General features: G+C 61.2%; 8 protein-coding genes and 1 pseudogene. 6 read left to right on the top strand and 3 right to left on the bottom strand.

Annotated features, from left to right (window positions below; translation table 11 throughout):
- Nucleotides 1-98: 98 nt before the first annotated feature.
- Together FE782_RS26980 and FE782_RS26975 are read left to right on the top strand one after the other, a co-directional pair.
- Complete coding sequence (locus tag FE782_RS26980; protein ID WP_138197470.1) at nt 99-3125, top strand: carbohydrate-binding protein; 3027 nt, start codon at nt 99-101, stop codon at nt 3123-3125.
- 17 nt (nt 3126-3142) lie between these two features.
- Nucleotides 3143-5230 carry an alpha-galactosidase gene (locus FE782_RS26975; protein ID WP_138197469.1) on the top strand — a complete coding sequence of 696 codons (2088 nt, stop codon included), beginning with the start codon at nt 3143-3145 and terminating at the stop codon, nt 5228-5230.
- Here FE782_RS26975 and FE782_RS26970 read toward each other — a convergent pair.
- On the bottom strand, nt 5224-6087 hold the full coding sequence (locus FE782_RS26970) for a helix-turn-helix transcriptional regulator (protein ID WP_138197468.1): 864 nt from the start codon (nt 6085-6087) through the stop codon (nt 5224-5226). The genes FE782_RS26975 and FE782_RS26970 overlap by 7 nt on opposite strands.
- Before the next feature lie 152 nt (nt 6088-6239).
- Here FE782_RS26970 and FE782_RS26965 point away from each other — a divergent pair, with 152 nt between their 5' ends.
- Both FE782_RS26965 and FE782_RS26955 read left to right on the top strand, forming a co-directional pair.
- On the top strand, nt 6240-7604 hold the full coding sequence (locus FE782_RS26965) for an MATE family efflux transporter (protein ID WP_138197467.1): 1365 nt from the start codon (nt 6240-6242) through the stop codon (nt 7602-7604).
- A gap of 274 nt (nt 7605-7878) precedes the next feature.
- Complete coding sequence (locus tag FE782_RS26955; protein WP_138197466.1) at nt 7879-8349, top strand: ArsI/CadI family heavy metal resistance metalloenzyme; 471 nt, start codon at nt 7879-7881, stop codon at nt 8347-8349.
- Nucleotides 8350-8411: 62 nt separating this feature from the next.
- Here the strand turns inward: FE782_RS26955 and FE782_RS26950 are convergent, their stop codons facing one another.
- Nucleotides 8412-9431 carry a Gfo/Idh/MocA family protein gene (locus tag FE782_RS26950; protein WP_138197465.1) on the bottom strand — a complete coding sequence of 340 codons (1020 nt, stop codon included), beginning with the start codon at nt 9429-9431 and terminating at the stop codon, nt 8412-8414.
- A gap of 298 nt (nt 9432-9729) precedes the next feature.
- On the bottom strand, nt 9730-10980 hold the full coding sequence (locus tag FE782_RS26945; protein WP_138197464.1) for an FAD-dependent oxidoreductase: 1251 nt from the start codon (nt 10978-10980) through the stop codon (nt 9730-9732).
- A 108-nt stretch (nt 10981-11088) separates the two neighbouring features.
- On the opposite strand from FE782_RS26945, the gene FE782_RS26940 reads away from it, so the two are divergent.
- Both FE782_RS26940 and FE782_RS33435 read left to right on the top strand, forming a co-directional pair.
- Nucleotides 11089-12126 carry a LacI family DNA-binding transcriptional regulator gene (locus tag FE782_RS26940; protein ID WP_138197463.1) on the top strand — a complete coding sequence of 346 codons (1038 nt, stop codon included), beginning with the start codon at nt 11089-11091 and terminating at the stop codon, nt 12124-12126.
- 144 nt (nt 12127-12270) lie between these two features.
- A pseudogene (locus FE782_RS33435) lies at nt 12271-13154 on the top strand (DUF1259 domain-containing protein).
- The last annotated feature ends 39 nt before the right edge of the window (nt 13155-13193 follow it).

The following is a 13193-nucleotide window of genomic DNA, read 5'->3' as shown; positions in this document are numbered from 1 at the left end:
ACGAATCGTAACTTTCTTGGATAGAAGGGAGTTCCCTCCGGCTTATACACTGGAAGGGGGCAGGCGCACTGCCCATTCATCCGAATAAGGAGGAGACGATGATAAGAGCATTGTTTGGGAAAAGGTGGCTGCTCGGGCTGCTCGCCGCGGCCCTCATGCTGCAGCTGACGGCGCGAGCGACGACCGCCGTCGCGGAGGACGAGTCGGTCTCGCTTATGTTCGAGGCGGAAGCGGAGGCGAACGCGTTGACCGGCAAGGCGACCGTCAACGATTGCGATCCGTCCGCGGGATGCTCCGGAGGCCGAATCGTCGGCAATTTATGGGGCGGCTCCACCCTGCGCTTCCAAGAGATCGTCGTACCGGAAGCGGGCGTCTACACGATGACGCTGCATTATATCTCGGGCGACCCGCGGTCGGTCGCGATCGGTACGAACGGCGCGCCGGGCGATCGGTTCGATCTGCCGTCTACGGGCAGTTGGAGCGCGCTCGGCACGTACGAGCTCGAGATCGAGCTGGCGCAGGGCGCGAACAGCATTCTGTTCGACGATGAAGGAGGCTATGCGCCGGACATCGATCGAATCGATCTGGCATGGAGCCGGGATTCGGGCTCGGAGCCCGGCGAGGAGCCGCCGGGCGAGCCGTCCGGCGACGTCTACGAAGCGGAAGATCCCGCGAATACGTTGACCGGCAATGCCGGCGTCCGCACGTGCAAAGCGTCGAGCGGCTGCTCTGGCGGCGGCAAGGTCGGAGATTTGTGGGGCGGCTCTTCCTTGCGCTTCCATGCGGTCGACGCGCCGAAGGACGGCGTCTATCTCCTGAAGCTGTCGTACATTTCTGCTGATCCGCGTCCGATCGCGATCGCGGTGAACGACGGCGCGGAAGAGACGTATACGCCGCCGGCGACGGCGGATTGGGATACGGTGGGAACGTTCTCGATCGAGGCGGAGCTGCGGGCGGGAGCGAACGTCGTGACGTTGGACGACAACGGGGGATGGTCGCCCGACATCGACAAGCTGGAGGTCGTCGCCGTCGAAGCGCCGGGCGAAGATCCGGGAGCCGCCGACGGGATCGGCGATATGGGGGCGAAGCTGGAATCGGCGACGTTCGGGTCTATTCTGGTAGAAACCTACGAACGGGGCGTGCAAGCGACGAACGGGGTTTACAGGATCCTATATAATACGGAATCCGGATTGGCGGCGTACGCATGGAACGGACGGACGGTCGCGAAAGGCGTGTTCAGTACCGTTCGCCTGGAAAGGCTGCTGGAGAGCCGCGAGTACGGAGAGCACTCGTTCTCGATGCGCGACGTGGAGCGGATCAAGGACGGGCACGGCAAAGGCATTCGATTCGCGATCGAGAACCGGGAAGAGGGCCTCCCCGTCATGAAGCAAATGTACCAAATTTACGAAGACCTGCCGTACTTCCTCGCGAGTCAATCGATCGAGTCGGCCGGCGCGGCCGAGCTTCGCACGAACGAGATGGCGCCGATCGTATTGAACGCCAAGGCCGGAGTCGACATCGGGGCGTACGGCGACAACCGGGTGCTGGTGACCCCGTTCGATAACGACATGTGGTCCCGGTACCAAGCGCGTACGATCAATACGAGCCTGAATACGAACAACTATATCAGCTCGGAAGTGACGGCCGTCTACGACAACGAGAGCCGCGACGGTCTTATCGTCGGGTCGGTTACGCACGATCTCTGGAAAACCGGCATCGCATGGAGCGGCTCGAACGACCGCCTCGACAAGCTGAAGGTGTACGGCGGCTTCGCGTCGCAGGCGTCGACGCACGATTCGCTGCCGCACGGCGAAGTGTCGGGCGCGACGGTGACGTCGCCGCAGGTGTTCGTCGGCTTCTACGGCGACTATCGGGACGGACTCGAGTCGTACGGGCGGGCGAACGCGGCGGTGGCCGCGCCGCTGAAGTTCGAGCGCGGCGTGCCGAAGGGCGTGCCGGTCGGCTGGAACAGCTGGGGAGCGTACGACAGCAAGCTCAGCTACGACAAGGTGGTCGCCGTGTCGGACTTTTTCCAAAACCATCTCCAGAACGAAGGCTTCTCCAACAAGGGCAACGTCTACATTAACCTGGATTCGTATTGGGACAACCTGACGGAGCGGCAGCTGAAGGACGTCGTCTCCGTCATTCGGAGCAACGGCCAGAAGGCGGGCATCTATTACGGCCCGTTCGTCTATTGGGGCGACAATATGGAGCAGCCGGTCGAAGGGGCGGACGGGAAGTATACGTACGGGGATATTATTTTGCGCGATCCGGACGGCAACCCGCTGCCCAAGGTGGACGGCGCCTACGCCGTCGATCCGACGCATCCGGGCGCGAAGCAGCGGATCGACTATTACTTCAAGCGGTTCCTCGACTATGGCTTCGAGTATATCAAGATCGACTTCCTCAGCCACGGCTCCTTCGAAGGGGCGCATTACGACCCGAGCGTGGAGACGGGCATCGAAGCGTACAATCAAGGAATGGCGTACATCAACGAGGCGCTCGACGGACGCATGTTCATCAGCGCGTCGATCGCGCCGTTGTTCCCGAGCCAATACGCGCATGCGAGACGCATCTCCTGCGACGTCGACGGGACGCTCGCCAAGACGGAGTACCAGCTGAACAATCTGACGTACGGCTGGTGGCAGAACGGCACGATCTACACGTACACGGATCCCGACTACATGACGCTCGCCCGAGGGGGCTCCTTCGAAGCCGCGCAGTCGCGAGTGAACGCGGCGGCGATCTCGGGCACGGTGTTCCTCGGCTCCGACGACGTGGCCGACCCCGTCGCCCAGCAGTACATGAGAGAGCTGCTGACGAACGAGCGCGTGAACGAGGTGGCGCTCCAAGGCGAAGCGTTCCGTCCGATCGATGGCGACACCGGGACGGGGGCCGCCGACGCGTTCGCGCTGTCGAAGAAGAAGCGGCATACGATCGCCTTATTCAATTATTCGAACGATCCCGCGACGAAGACGATCGAACTGGCGCGGGCCGGCATTCCCGCCGGCGCGACGGTCGCGGTCGATCTGTGGACGCAGGAGAAGCATCCTGTCGCGGACGGGAAGCTCGCGATCGACTTGAAGGGCGGGCAATCGAAGCTGCTCGTCATCGAAGCGAAGTAAAGGGGAGAGGTGCGGCCATGGTTCAAGCTAAAGCAGGGAGCATTCAAGTCATACGGGAGGCCGATTTTTTTACGGTCGATAACGGGCTGATCGCCGTCGTATCCGATTTGGCGCACGGGGCGCTGACGATCCGTTGGCAGGGCGGCGCCGCCCTGGAAGGGCTGTTCAGCGAAACCGCGTATCGATCGGGCGTCGCGCGGACGACGCACTACGGCTCGCACCGCGTCGACGAAGCTTCGATCGAGGACATCGATGACGTCTTCGGCCGAGGGATCGCTTGGGCGGTGGAGCATACGTCGGCGGCGCGCGTCGGCGAGGTCGCTCCGCCCGTGCTCCGGCAGCGATTCCGGTTGTACGACGGACAGCCGTATTGCCTCGTCGAGCTCGAAGCCGTCTGCGAGACCGAATGGGAGACCGGCGAGATGGCGCCCCTCGCCGCGCTTCGGAACGACGGCTCGATCTTGAAGCCCGGCGATGCCGAGACGGACGACCGGGAGGAGCTGCGCATCCTGTTCGTGCCCTACGACAACGACAAGTGGGTGCGGTACGGCTCTTACCCGATTCCCGGATCGGTGGAGAGCTATGAAGCGACGGCGATCTACGGCGCGAACAGCCGCCGCGGCATCGTCCTCGGCTCCGTCCGGCACGACTTCTGGAAGACGGGCATCCGGGCGGAAGGCACATTCGCCGGTGAGCTGACGCGGCTCCGGGTGTTCGGCGGCGTATCGGGACTGCACACGCGCGACACGCTGCCTCACGGCGCAGCCAAGGGGCTCGTCAACGTCTCCCCGCTTATCTTCGTCGGGGCGTACGACGATTACCGGACGGGGATGGAGGCGTTCGGCCGGGCGAACGCGGCGCTGGTCCCGGCGCTCCCGTGGGACGGCGGCGTGCCGTTCGGCTGGAACAGCTGGTCGGCCGTCATGTCGAAGCTCGACTTGGACGTCTACGCGCACACCTCCGATTTCCTTCGAGACGAGCTGTTGGACGGCGGTTTCCACGGCGACGACGGCGCCGTGTACGTCAACTTCGACGCCTTCTGGAATCATCTGCCGGCCGGGGAGCTGGAGGAGGCGGTCCGACGGGCGAAGGCGAACGGGCAGAAGCCGGGCATCTACTTTTCCCCGTTCGCGTATTGGGGCAAGGATCCCGAACGGCCGGTGGAGGGCTTCGAGGGGCAGTACGTCTATCGCGATATTTTGCTGAAGGACGATGCGGGCCGGCTGCTGCCGACGCTCGACGGAGCATATGCGATCGACCTCAGCCACCCGATCGCGCTGGAGCGAATCCGCAAGGAGCTGCAGAATTTCGTGGACTGGGGCTTCGACTACGCGAAAGCGGACTTCTTGTCGCACGGCGCCATGGAAGGGCGGCATTACGACCCCGAGATTCGGACCGGCGTGCAGGCGTATCATCTCGGGATGCGGACGATCCGCGACGCGCTGGCGCCGGAGAAAATCGGGAGGCCCTTCCTGATCAACCTGTCCATCGCGCCGCTCTTCCCGCACGGCTACGCGCACAGCCGCCGCGTCTCCTGCGACGCGTTCGGCCTGATCGGCGATACGGAATATATGCTGAACGCGGTATCCCACGGCTGGTGGATCAACGACGCCTTGTACCGCTTCAACGATCCGGATCATACGGTACTGTACAAGAGCGCGAATCAGCGGGCGACGACGGAGCAGGAAGGCAGAAGCCGACTTACCGCCTCCGTGATCGCGGGCACCTCGCTGCTGCTCGGCGACGACTACCGACAGGAAGAGGCCGCCCGACGGGCGCGCGAATGGATGACGCACCCGGCCGTCATGGCGCTGGCTCGGCTCGGGCGAACGTTCCGCCCGGCCGGGCGTCCGAGCGGAAGCAAAGCTTCGGACGTGTTTACGCTGCGGACAGGGGAAGAGCATTGGATCGCCGCGTTCAACTACGACCCGAACGCGGGGGTCCGCAAGGAGTTTTCGTTCGAGGAGCTCGGGATCTCCCAAACCGGTGCTTTATCAATCGTCGACGTATGGTCGGGCGCGGAGCAGTCCATCGGAGCGGACGCTCGTTGCCTTGTCGAGCTCGAGCCGGCGGAAGCCAAGCTGCTGCGCATCCGAAATCAATGAAATAACTGCCGGTATTCGCGGGGCGTTATGCCCTCTAGCCGCGAAAAGCAGGTGCTGAAATAAGGCGCCTGCCGAAAGCCGACCTCTTCCGCGATGCGGGCGATCGTCCAATCCGTCTGCATGAGCAGCAGCTTGCTTTGTTCGATCCGGTAACGGAGCAAATACTCTCTCGGCGTGCAGCCGTATTCCCGCTGCATGCACCGGGCGATATACACCGGGTGAAAGCTGAGGCGCTTCCCAAGCTCGCGAACGGTAATGTCCTCGCGGTAGCGGCTGCGAAGAAGGGCGGCCGCCCGTTCGGCGCAAGCCCTTCCCGGCGAGTTCCGCCGCGAATCCTGGGAGGCCGCCAGCAGCTGCACGAGCTCCTGGAACAACAACTGCTGCTTCAACCTGGCAGCGCTCAGATGCGCGTTCGGATGAAGCTGATCCAGCTGACCGAGCAGTTCGTCGGCTTTGGCGGGCTTCGCCAAGCGGACGAACTGCGGCAGGGTCAGCGGAAAGCTTCGAACGTCGAACAATTCGTCCGCGGCGTTGTCGGGATGAAGCTCCCCCGCATCGTCGTCCGCCGCCGTCCAAGGGCCGGACGTCTGGAAATGAAGCCAATAATACTCCGTCCGCTCCCGGCAGCCTTCCAGGCCGTAATGGAAGCAGTCCGGCCGCAGCACGAGCGCGCACCCCGGCCCTACCTCGTACCGCCGCTCCTCCTCCCCGATATATAAACAACCCTTCTGTACGAACAGCAGGTCGAATACGTGAAGGTTTCGACGGCTCATGTGACGCTCTCCGGGATCGAAGATCGAATGTCCGCAAGCGATGTATTGCAGCAGCGGGGGCACCGTGAAGACAAGCATGGTCATGGAAGCGTTTCCTTCCCGATAGGTTTCATATGTGAAAGTTTTCGTTGAATAATTGAACCACTGACGAAAGTATACCATCTATAATCTGTTATGGAAAAGGCGAAGCCCTTCGTCCGAATGAGGTACAACATGTCAGTCCGGAGGTTTTATTTGTGAATCCCAAATTTTCGCTATGGGCGTTGTCCTGGCCGATTTTTCTCGAGCTGTTCCTGCAGACGCTGCTCGGCACCGTCGATACGATCATGGTCAGCCACATCTCCGACGGGGCCGTCGCCGTCGTCGGATTTTCGAATCAGCTGTTTAACGCCCTGAATACGTTGTTTATGACGATCGCCACCGGCGCCGGCATTCTCGTCGCGCAGCGCATCGGCATGAAGCGGGAGGAGGAGGCGCGCACGATCGCGATCATGGCCGTCACGGCCTGCGCGTCGATCAGCGCCGCGATCAGCCTTACGTTGTATTTCTTCTCCGCTCCGATCGCGGGCATGCTGAACGTCTCGAACGAGCTGCTGCCGCTGTGGAACGTCTATGTCTCCAACATCGGCGCAGGCATGGTGCTTACCGGTCTCATCGCCGTGCTCGGCACCGTCATTCGAAATACCGGCAACACGAAGGGACCGATGTTTATCGGGATCGGAATGAACGTCGTTCATATCGTTCTGAATTACGGCTTTATCTACGGCGCGTTCGGCATGCCGGCGTGGGGACTGTTCGGCGTGACGGTGTCCGGAAACTTGTCGAAGCTGTTCGCGGCGGTCCTGCTGCTGTACATGTTCGTGTTCGCTTTCGAGCGGACGGTTCGGCTTCGGGACTTCGGCATTTTCAAACTCAAGCTGTTTCAGCAGATCTTGAAAATCGGTTGGCCGCTGGGCGTCAACATGTCCTGCTGGGTGTTCTCGCAGCTGGCGATTTACGCGTTCCTCGCCGACCTCGGCGACAAGGAGCTTGCCGCCCGCACGTACATGAACACGCTGGAATCGTTCTGCTTCATGCTGGGCGGGGCCATCGCGGCCGCCGCGCAAATTCAGATCGCGCATCTGTTCGGCGCAGGGAAAATCCGGGACGCGTATGCGGCGGCGTACCGGGCGCTCTGGGTCGGCCTCGCCTTCGTCGCTGTCAGCAGCATCCTGCTCTATCTGTTCGGCCGACCGGCGCTCGGGCTGTTTACGAAGGACGGGGAGATCGTCGCGATGGGCGTCTCGCTGCTGGCGCTGAACTTGCTGCTGCAGCCCGGCAAGATGCTGAACATGGCGCTCGGCAACGCGCTGAACGCCGTCGGCGATACGCGGTTCACGATGCTCGCGTCGCTCGGTTCCATGTCGATCATCGCGACAGGCTGTTCGTATTGGCTGGGCCTCGAGTTGGGCTGGGGCTTGATCGGGATCTACTGCTGCATGATCGCGGACGAATACGTGCGGGGCGCAATGTCTTTCTTCCGATGGAGGGGCAAGAAGTACCTGAACAAAGGGGCGGCGCAGCCGGTGCCGGCGCGGCTCGAAGCTGCGGTCCCGCTGTAATCGAAAACGTACGGAGCCCCTTGCGCAAGGGGCTTCGCTTTGTTTTTAACATCAGATGCTAAATTAAATAGTTGCAAATCTCAATTAATATGCGGTATAAATACATCAATTCCCGACGACAAGAAGGGGCAGGTTCTGGGATGCCTCCAGTTGCTCAGCGATGCCATGGGTCAAAGCCCGCATTGCTGCAAACCTCCTCTCTAGACGAGAGGAGCTGCTTTTCCCCTAATACTTGCAACAATCAAATATTGAGTAATTAAAGGAGTGTTGTCTTATGAAAATGCACGTCGCGATCAATGTCCGAAATCTGGAGTCGTCTCTCGCGTTCTACAGGAAATTGTTCGACGCCGAACCTACGAAAGTCAAAGAGAACTATGCGAAATTCGAACTCGACGAACCCGCGCTTCATTTCTCGCTGAACGTTCGGCCTTTCGACGACAAAGGCGTTCTGAACCACCTTGGATTTCAAGTCGGCGGCACCGAGGACGTGCTGGCGGCGAAGGAGCGGCTCCGGCAAGCGGGGCTGGCTTCTTTCGAAGAGATGGACACGACTTGCTGTTACGCCGTCCAAGACAAGATCCGGGTGACCGACCCCGACGGAAACGCTTGGGAAGTGTTTTACACCCATAGAGACAGCGAATTCGAGGCGGCGGAAGAGCGAGCGATGCCCGCGGTATGCTGCGCTGCAGCCTCTGCCAAGCCGATCGCGGAAGAGGAACCTCCAGCGGCAACTCAATGCTGCTGAATCCAAAAACAAGAGGCCCGCATGAATGCGGACCCCTTGTTTTTTGGTTGTTCTACCTAAGATTACAGCTTTACCATCCGGCCCGTCGCTTGCGATTCGAACGCGGCGAGAATGACGGCCAACGACTTCTTGCCTTCTTCGCCGGAGATGCTCGGAGGCGTCTGCGTCGTAATCGAACGGACGAACGCGTCGATGACGCCGCTCGGGACTTGCTTTTCGTTCGTAGCCATGGCGCCTACGACGTACGTCTCTACGCTGCCGTCGCGGAGCTCCACGATGACTTCGTCGCCGTTCACGGTTCCGATCTTCATGACGCCGTTCTCGCACCAGAGCACCGTGCTGTTGTCGCCGCCTCGGTATTGCGTCCAGCTTGCCGTCAAGGTGCCGATCGCGCCGTTCTTCATGCGGAGGAGGCAAGTCGCGTTATCGTCGACGTCCGTGCCCTCTTTGTGAATCGTGCCGACGAAGCCGGCCACTTCCGCCACTTCGTCGTTCAGGAGGTACCGGATAAAGTCGGATTTATGCACGCCGAGGTCGCCCATGGCGCCCATCGCCGCTTCTTCCTTCCGGAAAAACCAGCTGCCGCGGCCGTCTACGCTCCAGCCTTCCGGACCCGGGTGGCCGAAGGCGGTGCGGAACGTCAACACCTTGCCGAGCCTGCCGGAGTCGAGCAGCTCCTTCGCCTTCACGTGCGGAGGCATGAGACGCTGATTGTGGCCGACCATCAGGTAGACGTTGTTGCTACGCGCGGCGTCGATCATCTGCTGCGCTTCTTCCAGCGTCGTCGCCATCGGCTTCTCGACCAATACGTGCGCTCCCGCGTTCGCTGCCGCGATGGCCATCGGCGCATGGAGGTAGTTCGGCGTGCATACGCTGACCGCGTCGACCTTCTCGGTCTTTAGCAGCTCTTCGTGGCTGGCGTACGCTTTGCCGCCGTACTGCTCGGCCATCTTCTGCGCGCGCTCGAGAACCGGGTCGGCGAACGCGACCAGTTCCACGTCGGGATTGGAGGCGTACTCGGGAATGTGCCGGCGCTGCGCGATCGCGCCGCAGCCGAATACGGCGACTTTGATTTTGCTCATTATGGGATGCCTCCTACGTCATAATTTGTACATTGAGTGCTGTTGCGAAAAAAGCCAATCGTTTGCATCGTACACGAAAACCGACCGGAAGCAAATTAACGATTTCCTCAAGAGATGAACTATCTGGCTATATTATGTGGGCGGGCGATCGGCGGATGTAAGAAACGAGGGGGAAGAGCGGATTCGCGGGATAAGCGCAGATATGCGCTTATAGCCGGAAGAAGCCAGTCGAGGGTTCCCCCGAGCGGCCTACTTAAAGAGGAACGCCCCGCGGGGGCGTTCCTCTAGAATCGCATCCTTACTTCTGAAACCTCACGCCTTGCGCGGCCAGCCGTTCGTGCAGCGCCGGAATGGAGATGTCGGCGACCGAGGAGCCGGTTTCGACGGCCAGCGAAGCGGCGTTACCCGCCGCTTGGCCGAGGGCGTAGCACGTCGCCTGCACCCGCATCGACGACATGGCGACGTGCGTGGCGGAGATGCAGCGCCCGGCGACGATCAGCCCTTCGACGCCGACGGGGACCATGCAGCGGTAGGGGATGTCGTAGCCGCTCACATGTCGTTCGTCCGTACTGGCTCCCCCCGTCGGGTTGTGGATGTCGATCTCGTAATTCGTCTGCGCCACGACGTCGTCGAAGCGGCGCCCGCCCGTCACGTCCTCTTCCGTCAGCGTGTACAATCCGACGATTTGGTTCGTTTCCCGAACGCCGACCTGCCCGGCGACATGGGACAAAATATAATTTTCGAAACCGTTGCGCTGCAAGTAGTTCGCGACGGAGAACGCCTGCCGCAGCGATTCCTTCTCCGCGAAGTTGACGTCTCGGATCTTCGCTCCGTTCCCCCGAACGCGCGTCATATTGACGAGCAGCGTGCCGTCCCCGGTCTTCTCCCAATACAAGCGCCGGCCCTGCGGCAGCTCCGATACGTCCTCGTAGCGGTAACCGTCCTCCGGCAAGTATTGGCGCGCCGGCTTCCCTGTATCCTGCATCATGAACATGAGCGTCATCGGCTGCGTCAGGCCGTCCTCGTCGCGCCCGGAACGCAGCGGTACGCCGGCTTCGGCCGCCACGCGCGAATCCCCCGTGCAGTCGATGAAGACGGCGCCTTCGAACGCCTTGAGGCCTTCCCGCGTATTGGCGACGACGCCCGTGACGCGGTCGCCCTGCTTGATCGCGGCGACGACGCTCGCGTGGTAGTACACGTCGACGCCTTCCTTCTCCAGCTTACCGTTCAAATAATGGCGCAGCTCGAAGGGCGAATATTGCGGCCAGATGGACACATGGTGCGTATCCGGCAGCGCCTCGGGAAGAAACTCCGAGATGAACTCCCGGTAGATGCCCGTCACGTTGCCGATGCCCATAAAGACGCTGACGTTTCCGAGCGTCCCCATGCCGCCTAATTGAGCGGAATGCTCCAACAGAATGGTCTTCCGGCCGTTCCTGGCGGCGCTGACGGCCGCCGCGGTGCCGGCCGGCCCGCCGCCGATGACGACGACCTCCGCCGTATCGTACACAGGTACGGTTGTGTGTAAGGTTACTTCTCGATTCGACATGTCCGATTCTCCCTCCCGCAGGAACGATGTTCAGCCTCATCATAAATCAAATTTGTAGCTACACAATAGTTCCATTTTAGTTACAATTTAAAGAAGGAGGGGAAGTTCGTGCCGAGTAAAAAAGCGGTGACGCTGCAAACGATCGCCGACGAATTGAACTTAACGATACATACCGTCTCGAAGGCGCTCCGGGGACTGCCGGGCATGTCGGAGACGACGCGTCGAACGGTAGTGGAACGGGCGCGGGAGCTGGGGTATCGGACGAAGGAGCAGGAAGCGGGCATGACCGCGGAACGAATTCCTTCGGTGCGGGCCAGGCCGAGGCGCTTCGCGATGCTGCTGAGCGGGGATCTGCCGTTCCATCGCCAACAGACGGTCGGGGTACAGACGCGGTTGGCCGAGCTGGGGCATACGTTGTACCCGTTGGTCGTGCCTAGCGGATTGAGCGAACCGTCGGAGCTGGAGTCGTGGCTCGAGAAGATCGGGGCGGAGTTCACGGACGGCTTGTTTCTGTCCGCGGTGCTGCCCGAACGGCTGGAGGCGGCGCTGCTCCGGATCCCGATGCCGAAGGTGCTGATCAATTATCCGTCCGATCTGGCCGAGGTAGACAGCGTCGTCTGGGATGTGGAGTATGCGGTTCACCGATCCATGGAGGCGCTCTATGCGAACGGTCATCGGAACGTATTGTACGTCGGGGAGATCGAACCGTTCCGCGGCTTCCGTCTGAGATGGAGGGCGTTCGCCATCGCCTTGAAGCGGGCGGGCGCCGAGCGGGCGCCCGACCCCGACGAGCATGTCACGAGCGATTCCGGGGATCGCGTCGAGTGGATGGAGAAGCTGCGATCCCGGTTGAGCTCCGGGCGGTATACGGCTGTATTTTGCGCGATTCCCGGCACGGCGGAGTGGGCGTACGCGGCCGCCGCTTCCCTCGGCCTCGACGTCCCCGAATCGGTCTCTCTCGTCGGCATGGAGCATGAGGAGCATCCGTATTTGCCCGATCTAGCCCGTCCGGCGTTGTTCGTGAAAGAAGCCGGGGAGAGGGCGGCGGAGCTCATGCTGCGCCGCATCGCGAATCCGACGCTGCCTTACGAGCATGTCCGTCTGAAAGGCCCGTTTCTCGAAGGGCGGACCCTCCGCCGCTTATAATTTTCGACATCCGTCGTCGTCCCGGCCCGTGCCTCTAAGGTACGGGCTTTCCGTATTTCTGAAGTGAAAAGGGCTTCCAACGACGCTACTCACCCAGAGCATTCCCGCGGACGTGTCATAAGTTGCTTGCAGGAGGTGTTTCCAATGGCGATGCATACGCAACCGTCCCGATTGTGCAGGAGATTCGCGCAAATCTTAAACGCGACTCCTTCCGTAATTAACGGGGTTTGTACCGCGACCCGGTCCCGGACGAACATTAAACCGAAGGTGCTGCGAAGGAACGCGCAGTCGTTCATGTTCGTCCCGCAGGCGTACTCCTTCGAGAAGATGGACCGCCAAGGCCGCGCGTTATGTTTAGGGGAGACGGTCATCCTGCAGTCGGAGCTGAACCCGTTCATCTCCAGCCTGCGCAGACAAGGAATCAAAGTAACGGCGACGCACAATCACTGGCTGTTCGATTCGCCGCGGCTGATGTACATTCACTTCGAGTCCATCGACAAGCCGCTCGATTTCGCAAGGAAAGTCCGCAATAGCAACCGTTTGCTCACGTCGCGGATCGTCCGCGGGTAACGACAACGGAAGGAGGGGTGTACATGGCACTTTCGTTCGAACAAACATGCGAACGATTCGGGAGAATTCTCGGAGGCATGCATACGGCGCAAGGCAGGGTCTGCACCGTTATGAAATCCAGAACCAACATTCAACCGATCGTGTTGGGGAGGCGGGCCAAATCGTTCTTGCTGCTTCCGCAGATGTTCAGCTTCGAATCGATGACGAGGGACGGACGGGCGCTCTGCAGCGGCGAGACGGTCATCCTGCAGTCCGAAATCAATCGATTCACGAGCAAGCTGCGGCAACACGGCATCATCGTCACCGCCATTCATAATCACTGGCTCTTCGATAACCCTAGGCTGATGTATATGCATTGGGAAAAGGTCGACAACCCGCTCGCGTTCGCCCGCGCTACGAAGGATGCGCTCGGCGTATTGACGACGCGGGTCGTTCGGCCGAGAGCAAGAGCGCGCTAAGGCTAAGCAAGGGGAGAGGCCGCCGCATGCGACGGCCTC

The sequence above is a fragment of the Paenibacillus antri genome (assembly GCF_005765165.1).
Classification (GTDB): Bacteria; Bacillota; Bacilli; order Paenibacillales; family YIM-B00363; genus Paenibacillus_AE; species Paenibacillus_AE antri.
Note: the sequence above shows the minus strand (reverse complement) of the source record. Positions and strands in the feature narration are given on the sequence as shown.

Coding starts and splice junctions, on each gene's coding strand:
- FE782_RS26975 (WP_138197469.1), top strand. CDS start 3,143: ATGGTTCAAGCTAAAGCAGGGAGCATTCAAGTCATACGGGAGGCCGAT.
- FE782_RS26945 (WP_138197464.1), bottom strand. CDS start 10,980: ATGTCGAATCGAGAAGTAACCTTACACACAACCGTACCTGTGTACGAT.
- FE782_RS26955 (WP_138197466.1), top strand. CDS start 7,879: ATGAAAATGCACGTCGCGATCAATGTCCGAAATCTGGAGTCGTCTCTC.
- FE782_RS26950 (WP_138197465.1), bottom strand. CDS start 9,431: ATGAGCAAAATCAAAGTCGCCGTATTCGGCTGCGGCGCGATCGCGCAG.
- FE782_RS26980 (WP_138197470.1), top strand. CDS start 99: ATGATAAGAGCATTGTTTGGGAAAAGGTGGCTGCTCGGGCTGCTCGCC.
- FE782_RS26970 (WP_138197468.1), bottom strand. CDS start 6,087: ATGACCATGCTTGTCTTCACGGTGCCCCCGCTGCTGCAATACATCGCT.